The sequence below is a fragment of the Robertkochia solimangrovi genome (assembly GCF_007279655.1).
GTDB classification, from domain to species: Bacteria; Bacteroidota; Bacteroidia; order Flavobacteriales; family Flavobacteriaceae; genus Robertkochia; species Robertkochia solimangrovi.
In genome coordinates, this window is record NZ_QKWN01000002.1 from 297,888 (window position 1) to 317,525 (window position 19,638).

The following is a 19,638-nucleotide window of genomic DNA, read 5'->3' on the forward strand; positions in this document are numbered from 1 at the left end:
TGAAAATAAAAAATTGATACCAATCAAAACGCCCGGTAAATCCGGGCGTTTTTATTTGATAGGGAAGTGACTGTGATTTTAGAATTCGATCTTTTTAAGCTCGTTGTAATTACGTTTGAGTCGACGCATAAAGAATCCGTAGATCAGGGCATAGAAACCGATAAAGAAACCGAGTACGATTGCAGTACTGATCAGTGTCACTCCGATGACCAATAGGTATTCTTTAGAATCTGCATGACTGATAAATTCGTCCCATCCACCTTTAGAGGAAACAAAATTATGGATCATCATATACATGGATATGATCCCGCCATAGATAAGGTTGAAAAGGATATAGGCTTTAACAGTTCTTCTGGATCGGATAATATTGTCGAGGAGTCCTTTTACAGAGGAATCAGCTGAGATCTTTCTGTAATTGCTGAAAAAGCGATAGATAAAATATACCAGCACCGGGATCAGGAGATAAGAAGTCCATTCCAGAAAGGGTGGTACTTTGATGTTCTTTTCAAACTGCGGATGGTATAGCAGTGTGATCAGGAGTCCGAGTACGAACTCCATGAGACAAACGATAAAGATCCATTTTACCGTGGAGCGGGATCGCTTCAGGATCATGGCATAAAGTTCGTCATAGGAGAGCTTTGGAAGAGCATCACTCTTCTTTTGCCACTCTTTTTTAAAAAAATCTAACTCTTCCATATCAAGGGTTAAGTATTGTTTTTAATTTTGTTTTGATCCTGTTCATCTTTACCCGTGCATTGACTTCAGAGATACCCAGTGTCTCAGAGATCTCGCAATAGTTTTTATCCTCCAGGTAGAGAAAGACCAAAGCCTTCTCAATGTCGTTTAATTGTTTAATAGCATCATAGATCAATCGGAGCTGTCTTTCCTGAGTATCATCATAAGGTTCAGACCTGACCTTATATACCACATTGTCGATATCCTGAGTTTTGGGTTGTTTTTTGGATTTTCGGTAAAGAGTGATCGCTGTGTTCAGCGCCACCCGATACATCCAGGTGCTGAATTTAGCATCCCCTCTGAACTTCGGATACGCCTTCCATAACTGGATGGTAATTTCCTGGAACAGATCCTTGTGAGCATCGCTGTCATTGGTGTAGATCCTGCATATTTTATGCACGATATTTTGATGTTCTTCCAGTTGGCTGATAAAACTATGTTCCAGTTCTTTACTCACTAACGCATTTAAGGTTTAAAGATTGGTATCCGTTTTTGAAGTTTTGTTACACTGAAGATAAAATAATTTTAACAACAAGCCGATTGTTTACAGTATTCAATATACTTTGACTCACCGTATCCTATACTGTGGTACGGTATAACCCGGCAATCTTGTTTTGAATTAAGAATTAAGAATTAAGAATGGAATTATAATCAACCATCTACAATCCATAATTCATAATCCATAATTCACAATTCATAATCCATAATCCATAATTCACCACTTACCTTCTACACCAAGATTTTGAAATTATTTCGGTTACCAAGGATATTAATCCTAAATTTGAAGGAATAGGCGCTTATATGAATATACCGAGATCAAGCTTTCCCAGAGTTATCATAGCCGGAGGAGGTTTTGCAGGAATTTCACTGGCAAAGAAACTTTCCAAACAGGATATACAGGTCGTACTTCTCGATCGTCATAACTATCATACATTTCAACCATTGTTATACCAGGTGTCTACGGGCGGACTCGAACCGGATTCGATCGCTTATCCTATTCGGAAGATATTGTCGAAGTATTCCAATTTCTTTTTCAGGCTAACTACTTTGGAATCGGTGGATACCGAGAACAACAAGGTGATTTGTGATATCGGAGAGATCGATTATGATTACCTGGTGATCGCGACCGGTTCCGACACGAATTTTTTCGGAAATGAAGAAATTCAAAAGAACAGTATGAGTATGAAAACCATACCTGAGTCCTTAAATCTGAGGTCCCTTATTTTAGAAAATTTCGAGGAAGCCCTGCTGGCCGATAGTATGGACGATCGGGATGCACTGATGAATTTCGTGATCGTAGGGGCAGGACCAACCGGAGTGGAATTAGCAGGAGCGTTGGCAGAAATAAAAAAGGGAATTCTGCCTAAGGATTATCCGGACCTGGATACCAGAAGAGCGCAGATCAACCTCATACAATCTTCTGACCGTGTTTTAAATGCCATGAGCAATGAAGCATCGGAAAAAGCGGAAGAATTTTTGGAAGACCTCGGAGTTAATATTTGGAAGAATACCAGGGTAACAAGGTATGACGGTGATCTCGTGACAACCAATACTGATCTGAGCATGCGAACAGCTACACTCATCTGGGCAGCAGGAGTTAAAGGAGCAACCGTGAAAGGTATAGACGGAACGGATCTTGTCACTAAGGGTAATCGTATTATCGTGAATGAATTCAGTCAGGTCAAGGGGTTGATAAATGTATTTGCAATAGGGGATATCGCCAGCATGGAATCTGAAGACTTTCCTTTAGGACATCCGATGATGGCTCAGCCGGCGATACAACAGGGCAAACATCTTGGAGACAATCTTATTCGTTTAACCGAAGATCTGCCGATGGAGCCCTTTCATTACCGGGATAAAGGAGCTATGGCTACTATTGGAAGAAACAAGGCAGTAGTAGACTTGCCAAGAACAAAATATCAGGGAGTTTTCGCTTGGTTCGTCTGGATGTTCGTGCATCTGTACTTCCTCATAGGATACCGAAATCGAATCGTTGTGTTTATTAACTGGGTGTACAATTATGTGCGGTTCGATCGTGAGGCACGATTGATCATCAGGCCCTATAAAAAGAATCGTGAAATTCGAAAAGCATCAGGGAACCCTTTTACTTAGCCAATTGTTTATGTTCGACGAGAATACCGTGAATGATCATAAACTGTGACATTGCATAGAAAAGCATGATAATTCCAAGACGGGCGGTGCCAATATGGCCAAACATATTCAGGCCGTCGATCATCTGGGAGAATATAAAGAAGAGTGTACCTAATAATACCAGATAAAAACTTTCTGTATTTACTTGATTATAGCGCATATATGCCCCTTGAAGAGTATAGATAAGCGTGATTACATAGATCAGAAGCGGGAGATAATAACGTTGGAGGCTGTCATATAAGAAATACAATACTCCAATTGTAATGAGAGATGAGATAAGTATGAAGGGGATAGCTCTCTTGATGTTTCCATCGGAATTTCGGTAAAAGATAAAAGAATATGAGACCATTGCAATGGTGAACAGGGTGAGGGCGATCACCGCTGTACTGATATTTTGACCGGAGATCAATAACATTTGTCCGATCATCAGAGAAGTCAGAGCAATGAACACCATAATCCGCTCTTCCCGGGGTTTTGATTGACTGTTCAGAAAATAATAGATCATCAGACAGATCAAAACCGGAGGAGAGGTCAGTAATCTAAGATCGAAATCACTCGGGTAAAATCGGAATATAAGATCTACCACCAGTAAGATCAAAAAGACCGGTACCATGAACCAACGTTTCCTCATTTAGTAAAATCTTGGGATTTTTCTGTAACTAATGTACAAAAAAATGAAATTAATAGCTTGTGTATTAATGAATTAATAATAAGTCTAAATAGCGTGTACAGCCTTATTCCACAGGGGGTTCATAAGAATTGACCGGAAAGAAGGTTCAGAATTTTCCTCGTCCGGATCGGCGTGGATGGTAATTTCGGATCGTACGTGCAAGATCGCTCCGGTTAAGATGAATGTAGACCTCTGTTGTACTGATACTTTCATGACCGAGCATTTGTTGTATTGCGCGAAGGTCAGCTCCTCCGGTAAGGAGGTGGGTAGCAAACGAATGGCGGAAGGTGTGCGGACTGATTTTTTTCTTAATCCCTGCCTTCGCTGCATGCTGTCGAATGATCGTAAATATCATGGCCCTGGTTAACTGACGACCACGCCGATTCAGAAATACAAAATCCTGATGACCTTCCTGAATTGGGAGGTGTACCCTGATCTCATGGATATATAGAGAGATGTACTTCATGGCAAGGGAGGTGATCGGCACGAAACGTTGTTTGTTCCCTTTACCGGTTACCCGGATAAATTCTTCCTTGAAATACAGATCGGAAATCTTCAACCCGACAAGTTCGGATACCCGAAGCCCGCAACTATAAAGCGTTTCAAGCATTGCTCGGTTCCTTTCTCCTTCAGGAGTGCTCAGATCAATGGACTTGATGATCTGATCGATTTCCTTTTCGCTTAACGTTTCCGGTAATTTTCTTCCCAAACGTGGAGCCTCGATAAGATCCACCGGGCTGTCTTCCCGATACTTTTCGAATCGCATAAAGTTGAAAAAGCTCTTTAAACCGGAGATGAGTCGTGCCTGTGAGCGAGGATTTATCTCAGCAGCGGTCAGGTAGACGAATTGCTGAAGCTCCTCGGTGGAAATGGAAGTAGGGGTAACCGTTATCTCATGCTTTTCAAGATAATGTATCAACTTCTGAACATCGAGCTTATAGTTCTCAATGGTATTTTGAGAAAGCCCTCTTTCGATCTTCAGATAATGTTCATAATCAGTTAAGGCATGATTCCATTTCATATGGTTAAATATACTACTTAAACTGTCAGTTCAACAAGTAATAACAAGGTATATTTCTGAATATTACAGGTATTCTGGTTATAACGCTACCCGCTATATAATTATAATTAACAAGGTGAATATGTAATATTATTCCTATATATTTGAGGACTAAAATTTTTAAATATCATGAAAAAACCAATCTTAACCTGCCTCTTATTATTTGGAATCATTTGTTTTGCGCATGCTCAAAGACCGATCTTTGCAGCAAAAGGAGGGGTGAATTTTGCGGATATGGCCGGTCCGAATGGTGATTTGAGCGATATGCGTACTTCTTTCCATGCCGGATTGCTCGCATCATTTATGTTGTCTGAGAAATTCTCCTTCCAACCGGAACTGCTGTATTCTTCTCAGGGATACAGTGAAGTATTTTTGATAGAAGAACCGATTGCCACTGATTTTAATGCAGATATCAAACTCAGTTATCTGACACTTCCGGTGATGTTCAAATTCTATATTCTTGATGGATTGAGCATCGATGCGGGTCCGCAATTAGGTTATAAACTCGATGAAAATGTAAAATATGATGCCGCCAATATTTCAGATAGTTTTGATTCTGATGAATATAATGACCTTACCGTAGGGGCTAATATTGGGTTTACAGTATATCCTGGGGAAAAATTCTTTTTAACCGCGCGTTATAACAGAGATCTGCTTTCTAATGTCGATAGTAATTATGATGAACAATACAACAGTGTGATTCAATTATCTGCCGGTTTCTATTTTTAATAAGCCACCCTTTTTATAAAATCTAATAAAGACGGAATCGTAAGGTTTCCGTCTTTTTTTGTAGGATAAATTAACAGAAGTTTAAAGATTCTTAACAAGATTTAAGCGGATATTCCCATTTATTCCTGATAGTTTTGAGGTATAAATCTTAAAACTTAGATATGAAAAAAGTCATTTTAGCATTCGTTTTGATCGCTGGATCGGTAATTACTGCAAACGCCCAATTCGTTAAGCTTGGGGTAAAGGGTGGAGCTAACTTTGCTGATATAACAGGGGATAATACAGAGAGTATCGATATGCGAACTTCCTTTCACATTGGGGGTGTAGCAGAATTGATCATGTCTGATTCCTTCTCATTTCAACCCGAGGTGATCTATTCCTCACAGGGGGGGAAACAAAGTTATGGCGATACGGATGTCACTTTAAAACTCGATTATATCAATGTGCCATTTATGGCGAAAATTTACCCGGTTAAAGGCCTTAGTCTGGAAGTCGGTCCTCAGGTTGGGTTTTTGATCAATGACAGTGTGGAGTTTGATGGTGAAGACCTTTCCGCGGAATATGAGATCAGTGATGATCTAAGGGAAGTTGATTTCGGAGCTAATTTCGGATTGGGTTATAAATTTGATAACGGTTTCTTTCTTAACGGAAGATATAATCTCGGCTTAGCGAATCTGATCGATGATGATTCTGATAATAAGATTCATAACGGGGTTATTCAGGTATCGGCAGGTTTCTTCTTCTAGAAGACTGCAGAACATGAACCTGCTTTGGCGGATATCCGGGAACGGATATCCGCTTTTTTATTGTTTTAATTTGATAGGCGTTTTTCATACTTTTACCATAAATAGACATTCATGAAGATCATTATTATAAATGGCCCTAATCTAAACCTTTTAGGAAAGCGAGAGCCTGAAATTTATGGCAGTCAAACCTTCGAGGATTATCTGGGGAAACTCAAAGAAAAGTTCAATGATCTTTCGATCGATTATTTCCAATCGAATATTGAAGGGGAGCTCATCGATAAACTCCATGAAACGGGTTTCAGTTATGACGGGATCATATTGAATGCCGGTGCATATACACACACTTCTGTAGGAATTGGCGATGCGATCAAAGGGATCACCACTCCTGTAGTGGAAGTTCATATCAGTAATACTTTCGGAAGAGAATCTTTCCGTCATCAATCCTATCTTTCAGCACATGCTAAAGGGGTAATCCTGGGCTTCGGACTCCAAAGTTATGATCTGGCGATACAAAGTTTTATAAATGTCAGTTAAACGTACATATTTCAACTGGAGCAGTGGAAAGGATTCTGCAATGGCGCTCTACAAGATACTCAATGATCCTGACTATGAGGTGGGAACACTGGTTACGACCCTCAATGATGAGAGTGATCGGGTATCGATGCACGGACTCCGCAAGGAATTGCTTTTCCGACAGGTTAAAAGCCTGGGTATCCCATTACACGAGATCCTGTTACCTGGAATCGTTTCCATGGAACAATACAACAGTATAATGAGTCATCACATGGAAATGCTAAAAGATGAAGGATATACGCATACTGTATTCGGAGATATTTTTTTGGAAGATCTCAAGAAGTATCGTGAAGACCGACTGGCAGAGTTTGGGATTAACGCAGTTTTCCCGTTATGGAAGATCGACACACGAGCGCTGATGAAAGAATTCCTGGAACTGGGATTCAAAGCCATTATCGTGTGTGTGAATGCGAAATATCTGGGAAAAGAATTTGCCGGCAAACTCCTTTCTGAAGAATTGCTAAATGAATTCCCTGAAAATGTTGATCCCTGTGGAGAGAACGGTGAATTTCACACCTTTGTCTTCGACGGACCTATTTTTAAGGAACCCATATCTTTCTCGGTAGGAGAGGTAGTGGAAAGACAATACACCCCGGCAAAAAAGAAAGAGGATAATTGTTTTAAAGAAGAAGACGAACCCGAATGGGATAATCATTTCTACTTCTGTGATCTTATACCAGACAATCTCTAAATTTCCAAAAGGAATTATGGCGATACGCTAACGAGCAAACCTCCACAGCGTTGCGTCAGCGAGTCGAGTTCCGACAAGAAAAAGCCATGCGAAAGAGCGATGCGTCAGCAAGTGAATTTCACCAGCAATGCGAAAGCGAGCCAAGTCAAGATGAACGAAAAAGTGATGTGTCAGCAAGCGAATCTCACCAATAATGCGAAAGCGAGCCAAGTCAAGATGAACGAAAAGCGATGCGTCAGCGAGTGAACCTCACCAGCAATGCGTCAGCGAGCCAAGTCAAGATGTACGAAAAAGCGATGCGTCAGCAAGCGAACCTCACCAGCAATGCGAAAGCGCGCTATATCAAGATGAACGAAAAGCGATGCGTCAGCGAGTGAATTTCACCAGCAATGCGTCAGCGAGCCAAGTCAAGATGGACGAAAAAGCGATGCGTCAGCAAGCGAATCTCACCAGCAATGCGAAAGCGAGCCATGTCATGATAAACCAATAAGCGATGCGTCAGCGAGCAATAAGGTCACTCAAGGGAGTTTTGCGCCAGCAAAACAAACCGCGACACTGGAGAACTGATTGCGTCAGCAACCAGGATCGACACTCAGCACCATCAGGTGCACGTCACTAAACACAAAAAGGGCCGTCAAAAACTTGACGGCCCTTTTTGTGTTTTTAAAGGTGTATCACCTCATCATACGCATCTGCGACGGCTTCCATAACCGCTTCGCTCATGGTAGGGTGTGGGTGAACTGCCTTGAGAACTTCATGTCCTGTGGTTTCCAGTTTTCTAGCCACAACCGCTTCTGCGATCATATCGGTAACTCCGGCTCCGATCATATGACATCCAAGCCATTCACCATATTTGGCATCGAAGATAACTTTAACGAATCCGTCTGCATTACCGGAAGCCTTGGCTTTTCCACTAGCTGAGAACGGGAATTTACCTACTTTGATCTCATAACCAGCTTCTTTAGCCGCTTTTTCGGTATAACCTACAGAGGCGATCTCCGGTGTACAATAGGTACAACCAGGAATGTTGTTATAATCGATAGGTTCCACATGCATTCCTTTGATCTTCTCTACACAAAGGATTCCTTCAGCAGAAGCCACGTGTGCAAGAGCCTGCCCCGGAGTAATATCTCCGATCGCATAATATCCCGGGATATTGGTCTGGTAGTAATCGTTGACAAGAATCTTGTCACGATCGGTAGCAATACCTACATCTTCCAGTCCGATATTCTCAATATTCGTTTTAATACCTACGGCAGAAAGTACGATATCTGCTTCCAGTACTTCTTCACCTTTCTTGGTCTTAACGGTAGCCTTCACTCCTGAGCCTGAAGTATCCACTTTGGTAACTTCAGCAGAGGTCATGATCTTGATTCCGTTCTTTTTGAAATTACGTTCCAGTTGTTTTGAGATTTCTTCGTCTTCAACCGGTACGATGTTTGGCATGAATTCAACCACGGTTACTTCTGTTCCCATTGAATTGTAGAAGTATGCGAATTCGATTCCGATCGCTCCACTTCCTACAACGATCATTTTCTTAGGCTGTTTTGGAAGCGTCATCGCTTCACGGTATCCGATAACTTTCTTACCATCCTGTGGAAGGCTTGGAAGTTCTCTGGAACGTGCTCCGGTAGCAATGATTATATGGTCTGCACTATATTCTGCAGTTTTTCCGTCACTACCTTTAACACTGATCTTTTTTCCCGGCTTAAGTGTACCGTATCCCTCGATAACATCGATTTTGTTCTTCTTCATCAGGAACTGAACACCTTTGCTCATTCCTTCAGCAACACCACGGCTTCTTTTCACTACAGCACCGAAGTCCTTATCAAAATCCTTTACTTTCAATCCGTAATCGTCGGCATGTTTTAAATATTCAAAAACCTGAGCCGATTTTAATAATGCTTTGGTGGGTATACATCCCCAGTTGAGGCAGACACCCCCCAAACTTTCTTTTTCAACAATCGCGGTTTTGAAGCCCAGTTGTGAAGCGCGGATAGCAGTTACATATCCGCCCGGACCACTTCCTAAAACGATCACATCATATTTACTCATATCGTAGAATTTAATTGACAAAATTTTGCGAGTACGAAGGTACGTAATAGCTTTCTAAAACGTAAATTTTTTTGGTTATATAACGGCTAATTTTAAATATGTGAAACATGGCATTACCGGCATCGAAGGGGTGCAAGTGCTACTCAAATCTTTTGATCAGTCACTAAATCTTATAAGGTTATTTTTCCTCAAAGTTAAGGCTGGCTGAGTTCACGCAGTATCGCAACCCGGTTTCGGTAGGTCCGTCGTTGAAAACATGTCCAAGGTGTCCTCCGCAATTAGAGCAAAGAATCTCGGTACGGTTCATGCCATGAGAATGATCTTGTATGTATTCGATCGCACCTTCTTTGGCATCATCGAATGAAGGCCATCCGCAATGACTTTCAAATTTTTGGTCGCTGGTAAATAGTGGAGTTCCACATCCTTTGCAGCGATATTCGCCATTTTCAAAATGGAGGTTATAAATGCCGGTATGGGGCATCTCTGTGCCTTTTTGACGAAGAATTCGATAGGAGTCGTCGTCGAGTTGCTGACGCCATTCAGCTTCAGACTTGGAGATCTTATAATTACTCATCTGATTTTGCTTCAAATTTTAATGCTGCAGAATTTATACAATGTCGCATTCCTGTTGTTTCTCTGGGGCCATCCTCAAAAACATGTCCTAAATGGCCTCCACAATTTGCACAATGCACTTCAGTACGCAGTGCGCCCAGTGATCGGTCTTGCGAATATTCCAGATTGCTGTCTATGCCACGATCGAAGGCCGGCCAGCCGGAGCCACTGTCATATTTATTTTCAGAGTGGTATAGGGGTTTTCTACAGCCTGCACAATAATACACACCTTTTTTATAGAATTTATTGTATTTATTACTTCCCGGTGGCTCCGTTCCTTTTTTCCTCAGAACGTAATACGCCATAGGGTCGAGTTCACTTTTCCATTCAGCATCGGTCTTTTCAACCGGAAAAACATGGTTCTTGTCTTCGTTTTGAGCCTGTTTCTTTTCCTGAGCACCGGTTTGACATCCGGTTAGGAGGGCGATCGATAATAAAATAAGTAAACGCGTCATAAAAGTCTGATAGTATGGTTACACGATACTTTGGTCGTAAGGAAAGTTAATTCATTTCAAATAAAAAAAAAATCAGGAATGTCAAAGTAAGAATAATTTCTTTCTTTCGCATTCCTGATTCGATACGATTCAGTAAGTTAAGATCAAAGATCTAAATTGATCATTTCTGAATCTTTGATATATGGCATGATATTACTGAAATCACTGGTGTCAACTCCGTTGATTGCATCTGCAGGTAGAATCGCAACTCTGAATGTTATATTATCCGTCCAGTCACTGCTCAAAGCAGATAGATTTACGGTTCCGTCAAGGAAGAATCGTATATCCCCAAGCGTATAGTCATATCCAGTTAACAACTGTCCTTCCTGAAAATAGATCGTTTGTGGAAGAGGTTCCCAGATATCGGTATTTCCGTCAACTCCGTTCAACACATAAGCCAGTACGACATCGGTATCATAAACGGTCAGGTTTGAAGGAAAATCTCTGTAAACTTCCCAGTTATTACCGGAATTAAAAGATACAGTATACTCAAATACACTACCCAATAAGGAATCACCGGCCGGGCCTTGTGGTCCCGGAGGGCCCTGATCACCTTCACATGAAACGAAAAGAAGGGTGCTTACGAATAATAGTGCGAATAATTTTTTCATAATTAATGGATTTTAGTTTTCAAGATACAAACAATTTTCAGGCCAAATGACAGAACCTATGAAAATTGATATGCATTTTATTTTAGAAATACAAAATTCAAACACTTGATGTAATAATTTAGGTAAATTTTATTAATCAATTGTATATCAATAATTTAAATCATTTATTATTAAAGAAGTCTACGATTTTATGAATCACTTTTTTATTTCCAAGAATTTTATTGTGTCCCAGTTCCTCAGTGATCATTAATTGTGAATTCTGAAGGTGTTTGTGGATATTATGTGCGGCGGAAACAGGAACATCCAGGTCGTCTTCATCGTGAATTACAAGCACCGGAACATGTACCTGTTTAGCGGCGATACTTGCAGAAAGGTTAGCGACATTTATACCGGATCTTTTGTCGAGATCTTCCTTGAGCTTATAGGCGATCTGGTCTTTCATGCCCAGTTTTCGAGTGAAATCCAATGCGATATCCATTACCTGATCCCCGGAACCTACAATAGCGAGTTTCTGGAATCTTACTCCTCTGCTGGCGGCATTCATAAGACTCATCCCTCCTAATGAGTGTCCTACACCGGCATAGAAAGGTCCGTACCTGTGGTCAAGAAATTCCACAGCTTTGATAAATTCCAGCATATTGGTCGTTTTGCCTTTAGTCTTACCATGGGCTGGTGCATCGATACTTAAAACCGCATAACCTTCTTCCTTTAGGGCATCTGCGATTTTAAATAATTGTGTGCCACGACCGCTCCATCCGTGCAGTATAAGAACCAGTTTTTCACCTTTCCCATATTGATAGATCATGATCTCCTTATTGAGTTCCGGAACCCATTCAGTATGCTGAGCGGTTGTCTGATCCATCGCATGTTCCCGATGAGGCATTTTAAAACGAATCGGAGTTTCGAACAGCCTTGAAGCAAATTTTATCGCCAGGGGAGGCATGGTAAATTCAAGAAAACGTGCAGTTTTCTTAATATAGGAAGGGACACGTATTTGTTGTCGGTAACCTTTATGCTTTTTATGCGCCATTTATTTTCGATTTGACCTGCGAAGTTACTTATTTTTAAAACCTTTTTTATATTTTTAATTCAACATATTTCCTTCGGATATAACAACTCCATGAAATACAAAAATTTGTTCCCCGGCGATGAAAGATTACAGACTAGAACGAAGGATTACAGTCTGGTATGTCAGGAGATCGCTGCTGGGATCCAAAGAAAAGCGACTATAATTTTATGAGTCAGGTACAGGTATTCAGTTTGTTCACTGAATTTGATATAGATCTATTTAAATCTGGAAAACATTACAGGCTATATGAGAAGTTCGGAGCACACCCGGTAAGCAGGGAAGGTGTGGAAGGCTGTTATTTTGCGGTCTGGGCGCCATCGGCTAATTCTGTTGCTGTGATCGGTGATTTTAATTACTGGAATGAAAATGATCATAAACTGAACGTACGCTGGGATCAATCTGGAATATGGGAAGGCTTTATTCCGGGTGTTAAAAAGGGAGACCGTTATAAATTTAAAATACACTCGAATTATAACGGTGTCATTACTGAAAAGGCCGATCCTTATGCCTTATATGCTGAGCAGCCTCCTAAAACAGCTTCTGTGGTATGGCAGCATGATCACGTCTGGAAAGATGAAGCCTGGATGGGATTTCGCACGGATAAGAATGGTCTTGACAGGCCTTTTGCAGTTTATGAGATGCATTTGGGATCATGGAAACGGAATCTTGAAGAGAACGGAAGATCCCTGAACTATTCAGAATTGGCGGTAGAATTAGTCGCCTATCTTAAAGAGATGAATTTTACGCATGTTGAATTCATGCCGGTTATGGAATTTCCTTATGAACCTTCCTGGGGGTATCAGATCACCGGGTATTTTGCACCGAGTTCAAGATTCGGTGAGCCTGAAGGACTCATGGAATTGGTCGATGCCCTGCATCAGGCTGAAATAGGGGTGATCCTGGATTGGGTTCCTTCGCATTTCCCTGAAGATGCACACGGATTAGGATTTTTTGATGGTTCCCATCTTTACGAACATCCTGACAAAAGGAAAGGCTATCATCCTGATTGGAAGAGCCTTATATTTAACTATGGAAGAAATGAGGTGCGCAGCTTTTTGATCAGCAATGCCTTTTTCTGGTTGGATCGCTTTCATGCCGATTGTCTCAGGGTAGATGCAGTAGCTTCGATGTTGTACCTGGATTATTCCCGTGAAGATGGAGAGTGGGAGCCCAATAAGTATGGGGGCAACGAATATCTTGAAGCGATCGAATTTATAAAAGAAATGAATGAGGCCGTATATGGTTCCTTTGAAGGAATTCAAACCATCGCGGAAGAATCAACCGCTTTTACAGGGGTTACAAAACCTGTTTATCTGGGTGGACTCGGTTTCGGGATGAAATGGATGATGGGCTGGATGCATGATACCCTTGAATTCTTTAAAAAGGAATCCATACACAGAAGATATCATCACAACGATATTACTTTCAGTATGACTTACGCTTTTACGGAAAATTTTATGCTTCCGCTAAGTCATGATGAAGTGGTCTATGGAAAACGCTCCTTGCTGGGTAGAATGCCCGGTGATGAATGGCAACGATTTGCGAATCTTCGTTTATTGTTTTCCTATATGTATACACATCCGGGCGCAAAACTACTCTTTATGGGTGGAGAGATCGCTCAGTCGGATGAATGGAATTTCCTCGGAAGTCTGGATTGGCATCTATTGCAATATGACTATCATAAAGGAATTAAACTTTTGGTCAGTGATCTGAATGAATTGTATCAAAAACAACCCGGATTTTATGAAAAACAATTTTCATCAGAAGGCTTTGAATGGATCAACTACGGTGATGCTGAAAATTCAGTGATCGCATTCATTCGAAAGGGTCATGATGCTGAAAGTACCCTCATCGTAGTGTGTAATTTTACACCGGTTGTCAGAGAAAATTACAAAATTGGTGTTCCCGGACCTGGGAAATTAAATTTATTATTTAATTCCGATAATGCCAGATATGGAGGTAGTGGATCAGGAATGACCAGGTCTATAACGATTGAGGAAAATCCTTATCTCGGAAAGCCTTGTTCTGCAAGCCTTAAACTACCGCCTTTGGGAGTTTTGGTTATGAATATTTTATAACCCAATACCCCGATATTACCTGCAATTTTTTTTAATTTGTATGGCATCTTAAATGTTTGGCTATGATTACCAACACCGAATTAGAGTATAAAGGGAATCTCTATCCCTCTCATATAATAAATTTTACGCGTGAAGTTGACCGCGTTTCATTTTTCACTCAAAACAATGTCATACTACAGATCTCGATTCTGAGGGATAGTGTGCTTCGGTTTCGGTATACCACAGAAACGGATTTTGATCCTGATTTCTCCTATGCGATCTCTGAGGATGCTACCTATGGGTATAATGCATTGGAAGTAACTGAAGAGGAGCAATATTTCAGCATCAAGACTTTCCGACTTGAAGTCAGAGTCAGTAAACGGGATATACGTGTGGCTATTCTGGATCTTGAAGGTAATATCATCAATGAGGATGAACTGGGATTCCACTGGGAGGAAAGTTATGAATTCGGAGGGAACATCGTAAAGATGAGCAAGCAGTCTCAGGAATCGGAAGGATTCTATGGGGTAGGTGATAAGCCTTCGCATTTAAATCTCAGAGGAAAACGAATCCATAACTGGGTGACCGATCAGTATGCCTTTGGTAAAGACCGTGATCCGTTATATAAGGCAGTTCCTTTCTATATTGGTTTACATCATAAAATGGCCTATGGAATCTTCTTCGACAACAGTTTCAAAACGCATTTCGATTTCTGTGTAGAACGAAGAAACATAACCAGTTTTTGGGCAGACGGTGGTGAGATGAACTATTATTTCATCTATGGCCCAAAGATCTCTGAGGTAGTAACCAGCTATTCTGACCTTACAGGAAAGCCCGAATTACCGCCTTTATGGACGTTGGGTTTTCAGCAATGTAAATGGAGTTATTATCCGGAGAGTAAGGTGATGGATATAGCGCATAAGTTTCGCGAATTGCAGATTCCCTGCGATGGGATCTACCTGGATATCGATTATATGGAAGGTTTCCGATGCTTTACCTGGAACAAAGATTATTTCCCGGATCCTAAGCGCATGGTCGAGGAATTGTTAAAGATCGGTATGAAGACGATCGTAATTATCGACCCGGGTATCAAGATCGATAAGAACTATGAAATATATAATGAAGCCGTTGAGAATGATTATTTCTGTAAACGTGCGGATGGTCCGTATATGAAAGGGAAGGTATGGCCCGGAGAATGTAATTTTCCTGATTTTACCAACCCGGACGTCCGGGAATGGTGGTCCGGACTCTTTAAAGAGTTGATCGCAGAGATCGGCGTTAAAGGAGTATGGAATGATATGAATGAGCCTGCGGTGATGGAAGTTCCCGGAAAGACCTTTCCGGATGATGTAAGACATGATTATGACGGACATCCCTGCAGTCACCGAAAAGCGCACAACATCTATGGTATGCAGATGGCTCAGGCCACTTATGACGGGGTGAAGAAATTCGTATTTCCAAAACGTCCCTTCGTCATTACCCGATCAGCCTATTCCGGGACGCAAAGATTTTCATCAACATGGACCGGAGATAATGTAGCGACCTGGGAACATTTATGGATCGCGAATATCCAGGTGCAACGCATGTGCCTGAGCGGTATGTCTTTCGTAGGTTCAGATATCGGTGGTTTTGCCGAACAGCCTTCAGGAGAACTCTTTGCTCGCTGGATACAGCTGGGCGTCTTCCATCCGTTCTGTAGGGTGCATTCCAGTGGAGACCATGGAGATCAGGAACCCTGGTCGTTCGATGAGGAAGTGACCAAGATCACCCGAAAGTTCATCGAACTTCGTTATCAGTTACTACCTTATCTGTATACAATGTTCTATGATTACATGGAAGAAGGGGTGCCGATGCTGAAGTCTCTGGTGTATTATGATCAGGAAGATCCGCATACACACTATAGAAATGATGAATTCATCTTTGGAAATGATATTCTGGTTTGTCCGATTCTCGAGCCCAATGCAAAGGGCAGAAGGATGTATCTCCCAAAAGGAAAATGGTATAATTTCTGGAATGATGAGATCGTCAAAGGTGGTCGAGAAATGTGGGTGGAAGCAGATATCGATAAGATTCCGATCTTCGTCAGAGCAGGAGCGATTATTCCTAAATATCCTGTACAGCAATATGTAGGGGAGAAGGAAATCGAAACCCTGGATCTGGATATTTATTATATGGAAGGAAGAGATGCTACATCTAAAATATTCGAAGATGCCGGTGATGGATTCGATTATAAAAAAGGAAGATACAGTCTGCGACAATTCCGGATTACCGGAAAACCGAATGAATTGATCATACAGCACTTCAAGGAAGGTAAGTATAGCACCAGTTATGAAAATTTCCATATCAAGCTGCACGGACTCCCATTCAGGGTGAAATCCATACAACTTGATAATGTGGAAATACCTTTTAGTAAGGTCAGATTGAATGGTGATCAAAGCATGGTCATCGGTAAGGAATTTACTGAATTACATATCAAAGGCGAATAATTTTATATAATTTTACGTTAGTGAATAAAACGAAATTTATGAAACGATTATTTGTCGGCGTCTTTACCTGCGCTTTATTATTAGGTTGTTCCACGAATCCCTTCACAGGAAAAACCACACTCAATTACAAGTCCAACAGCGAGATATTTCCTATGGCCTTCCAGCAATATGAACAGTTTCTGGGGGAGAATGAGGTGGTGACCAGCGGTAAGGATCTCGAAATGATCAGGAAAGTGGGACAACGTATCTCTTCTGCCGCTGAAAAATGGTTTGCCGCAAACGGAATGCCGAATTATTTACAGGATTATAAATGGGAATATAACCTGGTAAAGAGCGATCAGCTCAATGCCTGGTGTATGCCGGGAGGGAAAATCGTTTTCTATACCGGAATCTTACCGATCTGTGAAGATGAAACCGGGATTGCTGTGGTGATGGGTCATGAAGTGGCACATGCGCTTGCCAATCACGGCGCGCAACGTATGTCAGCAGCGGAAATCCAGCAATATGGTGCATTGGCAGGAAATATAGCCCTCGCTGGAAATTCTCAATATCTTGATATATTCAATGCAGCTTACGGTATCGGAACGAATGTAGGAGGGATGTTGCCTTTTAGCAGAAGTCATGAGAATGAAGCCGATGTGATCGGTTTGAGAATTATGGCGATCGCTGGTTATGATCCCAATGCAGCTCCGGAACTTTGGAAGCGTATGAATGCTCAGAACGGTGGTGCTGAACCGATAGAGTTTCTAAGTACACACCCGAATAGTGCTACGCGTATTCAGAATCTTCAGGCTAAAGTGCCGGAAGCAATTGCAGAAGCCAAGCAATACGGAGTTACCAGTTTCCAATAGCTAAAAAATATTTACCTATCTTAGAAGCCGTTTGACCTAAACGGCTTTTTTTATGAAACACCACCTGCCTAAGGGGAGTAAAAAACTTCTCAATGCCTGGGCTTTCTATGACTGGGCGAATTCTGTCTATAGTCTGACGATTGCCTCTGCAATTTTCCCACTTTTTTACGGAGCACTTTTCAGGGATGCTGGTATTGAGAAGATCGAGGTTTTTGGCGGTATGATCGAGCGGGCTCCACTGATCACCTATGTGACCTCGGCGGCTTTTCTGTTGGTGAGTATCATGACACCCATCCTCTCAGGTATTGCCGATTACACTGGGAATAAAAAGATTTTCCTTAAGATCTTCTGTTATCTGGGATCCTTTTCCTGTATAGCGTTATACTGGTTCAGTCTCGAGCATATTTATATCAGTCTGTTTACGTATTTTCTGGGATTGATCGGTTTTTGGGGAAGTTTGGTTTTTTATAATTCCTATCTGCCGGATATTGCTTTTCCGGAACAACAGGATGGAATCAGTGCCAAAGGATATTCACTTGGCTATATCGGAAGTGTACTGCTATTGCTTTTGAACCTGGTGATGATCCTCAAATACGAATGGTTCGGATTTGAAAGTGCTGGAGCACCCACGCGCTGGTCTTTCATTTTGGTTGGATTATGGTGGGCCGGTTTCAGTCAGTATAGTTTTTATTATTTACCAAAAGGTAACGACAATAAAGCAAAAGCCAATGCCTCGGTATTGTTCAAAGGCTTTCGAGAGTTAAAGAAGGTTTGGGTTGGATTAGGTGAGAACCTTCGGTTGAAAAGGTATTTGACCGCTTTCTTTGTGTATAGTATGGGAGTGCAAACCGTGATGCTCGCCGCTTCATATTTCGCTGAGGAAGAACTGGCCTGGAGTAGTGATGATGAACGTACATTCGGACTTATCATCAGTATTCTTCTGATCCAGATCGTTGCGGTAGCAGGTGCGGTGCTGACTTCAAGATTATCCAGAAGATTTGGAAATCTTATGACACTGATCTTTATAAATTTTGTTTGGATAGGAGTATGTTGCTATGCTTATTTTGTGGTTACTCCGGTTCAGTTCTATGGAACAGCAGCAGTGGTAGGACTCGTGATGGGTGGTATTCAGGCCTTATCGCGGTCGACCTATTCCAAATTTTTACCTGAAACCAAAGACACAGCCTCGTATTTCAGTTTCTATGATGTGGCAGAAAAGATCGGAATCGTGATCGGAATGTTTCTTTATGGGTTTATCGCCCAGATCACCGGTAGTATGCGAAATTCAATTTTCTTCCTGGGGGTTATATTCCTGGTTGGAGTACTCTTGTTGTATATGGTTCCTGGTAGAAGTGTTAAGAAACGAATGACAGAAATCAAAGATTAAGCGCATTTGCGGCCTTTATGATTGCTGCTCCGTTAGAGGTTCCTATTCTCGAAGCTCCGGCTTTAATGAACTTCACAGTATCTTCCAGGGTTTTGATTCCTCCGGAGGCTTTGATGCCGGTAATGTCGCCGGTGATCTTTCTGATGATTCGTATATCCTCAAGGGAAGCGCCTCTGGGTCCGAAACCGGTAGATGTCTTAATAAAATCAGCTCCGGCTTCCATCGCTGTTTCAGTAGCTCTTACCATCTGTTCGATGTTCATATTGCCGGTTTCCAGAATGATCTTTAGCGTGGCTCCTCCAATACTTCTTTTTATAAAATGAATCTCCTGTAGCACTTTGGAATAATAACCATTCTGCACCCAGCCCTGATTGATGACCATATCGATTTCATCGGCGCCTGAAGTAACCGCATTTTCTGCTTCCATTACTTTGCTGGGTGTACTCATGCTTCCTAGTGGGAATCCGATTACCGTGCAGATATTGATGGAGGTTTCTTTAAGCAGATCAACTGCGAGATCGGTATAACAACCATTGACGCAAACACCATGAATATTGTACTCCATGGCTTCCTTACAAAGTTTTTCAATGTCAGAAGGAACGGCGGTAGGCGTAAGAAGCGTGTGGTCGATAAAGGCTGCGATATTTTTCATTCCATAGCG

At 41.5% G+C, this 19,638-nt stretch carries 19 protein-coding genes; 9 read left to right on the plus strand and 10 right to left on the minus strand.

Features of this window, described 5'->3' with window-relative positions; genetic code table 11:
• Positions 1-78: 78 nt before the first annotated feature.
• Positions 79-696 carry a hypothetical protein gene (locus tag DMZ48_RS05225; RefSeq protein WP_143954059.1) on the minus strand — a complete coding sequence of 206 codons (618 nt, stop codon included), beginning with the start codon at positions 694-696 and terminating at the stop codon, positions 79-81.
• Position 697: 1 nt separating this feature from the next.
• Positions 698-1,192 (minus strand): RNA polymerase sigma factor, encoded by a 495-nt coding sequence (locus DMZ48_RS05230; protein ID WP_143954060.1) that lies wholly within the window; start codon positions 1,190-1,192, stop codon positions 698-700.
• A gap of 344 nt (positions 1,193-1,536) precedes the next feature.
• On the opposite strand from DMZ48_RS05230, the gene DMZ48_RS05235 reads away from it, so the two are divergent.
• Complete coding sequence (locus DMZ48_RS05235; RefSeq protein WP_143954061.1) at positions 1,537-2,847, plus strand: NAD(P)/FAD-dependent oxidoreductase; 1,311 nt, start codon at positions 1,537-1,539, stop codon at positions 2,845-2,847.
• Here DMZ48_RS05235 and DMZ48_RS05240 read toward each other — a convergent pair.
• Both DMZ48_RS05240 and xerD read right to left on the minus strand, forming a co-directional pair.
• Positions 2,840-3,517 carry a lysoplasmalogenase family protein gene (locus tag DMZ48_RS05240; protein ID WP_143954062.1) on the minus strand — a complete coding sequence of 226 codons (678 nt, stop codon included), beginning with the start codon at positions 3,515-3,517 and terminating at the stop codon, positions 2,840-2,842. The genes DMZ48_RS05235 and DMZ48_RS05240 overlap by 8 nt on opposite strands.
• Positions 3,518-3,662: 145 nt before the next feature.
• Positions 3,663-4,577 (minus strand): site-specific tyrosine recombinase XerD, encoded by a 915-nt coding sequence (gene xerD, locus DMZ48_RS05245; protein WP_143954063.1) that lies wholly within the window; start codon positions 4,575-4,577, stop codon positions 3,663-3,665.
• A gap of 168 nt (positions 4,578-4,745) precedes the next feature.
• Between xerD and DMZ48_RS05250 the strand changes: the two genes are divergently transcribed.
• From DMZ48_RS05250 to DMZ48_RS05265, 4 genes are all read left to right on the plus strand, one after another.
• Positions 4,746-5,345 carry a porin family protein gene (locus DMZ48_RS05250; RefSeq protein ID WP_143954064.1) on the plus strand — a complete coding sequence of 200 codons (600 nt, stop codon included), beginning with the start codon at positions 4,746-4,748 and terminating at the stop codon, positions 5,343-5,345.
• Positions 5,346-5,506: 161 nt separating this feature from the next.
• Positions 5,507-6,091 carry a porin family protein gene (locus tag DMZ48_RS05255; protein WP_143954065.1) on the plus strand — a complete coding sequence of 195 codons (585 nt, stop codon included), beginning with the start codon at positions 5,507-5,509 and terminating at the stop codon, positions 6,089-6,091.
• A 111-nt stretch (positions 6,092-6,202) separates the two neighbouring features.
• On the plus strand, positions 6,203-6,625 hold the full coding sequence (gene aroQ / locus DMZ48_RS05260) for a type II 3-dehydroquinate dehydratase (protein ID WP_143954066.1): 423 nt from the start codon (positions 6,203-6,205) through the stop codon (positions 6,623-6,625).
• A complete protein-coding gene (locus tag DMZ48_RS05265) occupies positions 6,615-7,355 on the plus strand; it encodes a Dph6-related ATP pyrophosphatase (RefSeq protein ID WP_143954067.1) in 741 nt (246 codons plus the stop codon). Before aroQ ends, DMZ48_RS05265 begins: the two co-directional genes overlap by 11 nt.
• A 663-nt stretch (positions 7,356-8,018) precedes the next feature.
• Here the strand turns inward: DMZ48_RS05265 and lpdA are convergent.
• From lpdA to DMZ48_RS05290, 5 genes are all read right to left on the minus strand, one after another.
• Positions 8,019-9,410, minus strand: coding sequence for a dihydrolipoyl dehydrogenase (gene lpdA, locus DMZ48_RS05270; RefSeq protein WP_143954068.1), 1,392 nt, complete (start codon positions 9,408-9,410; stop codon positions 8,019-8,021).
• Between the two features lie 178 nt (positions 9,411-9,588).
• Positions 9,589-9,984 carry a peptide-methionine (R)-S-oxide reductase MsrB gene (msrB, locus tag DMZ48_RS05275; RefSeq protein WP_143954069.1) on the minus strand — a complete coding sequence of 132 codons (396 nt, stop codon included), beginning with the start codon at positions 9,982-9,984 and terminating at the stop codon, positions 9,589-9,591.
• Positions 9,977-10,477: a peptide-methionine (R)-S-oxide reductase MsrB gene (msrB, locus tag DMZ48_RS05280; RefSeq protein ID WP_143954070.1), complete on the minus strand. Its 501-nt coding sequence runs from the start codon at positions 10,475-10,477 to the stop codon at positions 9,977-9,979. Before msrB (DMZ48_RS05280) ends, msrB (DMZ48_RS05275) begins: the two co-directional genes overlap by 8 nt.
• Positions 10,478-10,620: 143 nt before the next feature.
• Entirely contained in the window at positions 10,621-11,127 is a 507-nt protein-coding gene (locus DMZ48_RS05285) for a hypothetical protein (RefSeq protein ID WP_143954071.1), read from the minus strand.
• Between the two features lie 160 nt (positions 11,128-11,287).
• Positions 11,288-12,157, minus strand: a complete 870-nt coding sequence (locus DMZ48_RS05290; protein WP_143954072.1) for an alpha/beta hydrolase — start codon at positions 12,155-12,157, stop codon at positions 11,288-11,290.
• Between the two features lie 206 nt (positions 12,158-12,363).
• Between DMZ48_RS05290 and glgB the strand changes: the two genes are divergently transcribed.
• From glgB to DMZ48_RS05310, 4 genes are all read left to right on the plus strand, one after another.
• On the plus strand, positions 12,364-14,274 hold the full coding sequence (gene glgB / locus DMZ48_RS05295; protein WP_143954336.1) for a 1,4-alpha-glucan branching protein GlgB: 1,911 nt from the start codon (positions 12,364-12,366) through the stop codon (positions 14,272-14,274).
• A gap of 62 nt (positions 14,275-14,336) precedes the next feature.
• On the plus strand, positions 14,337-16,739 hold the full coding sequence (locus DMZ48_RS05300) for a glycoside hydrolase family 31 protein (RefSeq protein WP_143954073.1): 2,403 nt from the start codon (positions 14,337-14,339) through the stop codon (positions 16,737-16,739).
• A 38-nt stretch (positions 16,740-16,777) separates the two neighbouring features.
• A complete protein-coding gene (locus DMZ48_RS05305; protein WP_143954074.1) occupies positions 16,778-17,590 on the plus strand; it encodes a M48 family metallopeptidase in 813 nt (270 codons plus the stop codon).
• A gap of 52 nt (positions 17,591-17,642) precedes the next feature.
• Entirely contained in the window at positions 17,643-18,977 is a 1,335-nt protein-coding gene (locus DMZ48_RS05310; RefSeq protein ID WP_143954075.1) for an MFS transporter, read from the plus strand.
• On the opposite strand, the gene deoC is transcribed toward DMZ48_RS05310, so the two are convergent.
• Complete coding sequence (gene deoC / locus DMZ48_RS05315) at positions 18,967-19,629, minus strand: deoxyribose-phosphate aldolase (protein WP_143954076.1); 663 nt, start codon at positions 19,627-19,629, stop codon at positions 18,967-18,969. The two genes, DMZ48_RS05310 and deoC, sit on opposite strands and share 11 nt — an antisense overlap.
• Positions 19,630-19,638 lie beyond the last annotated feature (9 nt).

Bases quoted from the DNA above. Each gene is read 5' to 3' on its own strand.
- DMZ48_RS05240 (WP_143954062.1), bottom strand. From the start codon at position 3,517: ATGAGGAAACGTTGGTTCATGGTACCGGTCTTTTTGATCTTACTGGTG.
- DMZ48_RS05290 (WP_143954072.1), bottom strand. From the start codon at position 12,157: ATGGCGCATAAAAAGCATAAAGGTTACCGACAACAAATACGTGTCCCT.
- msrB (WP_143954069.1), bottom strand. From the start codon at position 9,984: ATGAGTAATTATAAGATCTCCAAGTCTGAAGCTGAATGGCGTCAGCAA.
- glgB (WP_143954336.1), top strand. From the start codon at position 12,364: ATGAGTCAGGTACAGGTATTCAGTTTGTTCACTGAATTTGATATAGAT.
- lpdA (WP_143954068.1), bottom strand. From the start codon at position 9,410: ATGAGTAAATATGATGTGATCGTTTTAGGAAGTGGTCCGGGCGGATAT.
- DMZ48_RS05250 (WP_143954064.1), top strand. From the start codon at position 4,746: ATGAAAAAACCAATCTTAACCTGCCTCTTATTATTTGGAATCATTTGT.
- DMZ48_RS05300 (WP_143954073.1), top strand. From the start codon at position 14,337: ATGATTACCAACACCGAATTAGAGTATAAAGGGAATCTCTATCCCTCT.
- xerD (WP_143954063.1), bottom strand. From the start codon at position 4,577: ATGAAATGGAATCATGCCTTAACTGATTATGAACATTATCTGAAGATC.
- DMZ48_RS05310 (WP_143954075.1), top strand. From the start codon at position 17,643: ATGAAACACCACCTGCCTAAGGGGAGTAAAAAACTTCTCAATGCCTGG.
- aroQ (WP_143954066.1), top strand. From the start codon at position 6,203: ATGAAGATCATTATTATAAATGGCCCTAATCTAAACCTTTTAGGAAAG.
- DMZ48_RS05305 (WP_143954074.1), top strand. From the start codon at position 16,778: ATGAAACGATTATTTGTCGGCGTCTTTACCTGCGCTTTATTATTAGGT.
- DMZ48_RS05225 (WP_143954059.1), bottom strand. From the start codon at position 696: ATGGAAGAGTTAGATTTTTTTAAAAAAGAGTGGCAAAAGAAGAGTGAT.
- DMZ48_RS05235 (WP_143954061.1), top strand. From the start codon at position 1,537: ATGAATATACCGAGATCAAGCTTTCCCAGAGTTATCATAGCCGGAGGA.
- deoC (WP_143954076.1), bottom strand. From the start codon at position 19,629: ATGAAAAATATCGCAGCCTTTATCGACCACACGCTTCTTACGCCTACC.
- DMZ48_RS05285 (WP_143954071.1), bottom strand. From the start codon at position 11,127: ATGAAAAAATTATTCGCACTATTATTCGTAAGCACCCTTCTTTTCGTT.
- DMZ48_RS05255 (WP_143954065.1), top strand. From the start codon at position 5,507: ATGAAAAAAGTCATTTTAGCATTCGTTTTGATCGCTGGATCGGTAATT.
- msrB (WP_143954070.1), bottom strand. From the start codon at position 10,477: ATGACGCGTTTACTTATTTTATTATCGATCGCCCTCCTAACCGGATGT.
- DMZ48_RS05265 (WP_143954067.1), top strand. From the start codon at position 6,615: ATGTCAGTTAAACGTACATATTTCAACTGGAGCAGTGGAAAGGATTCT.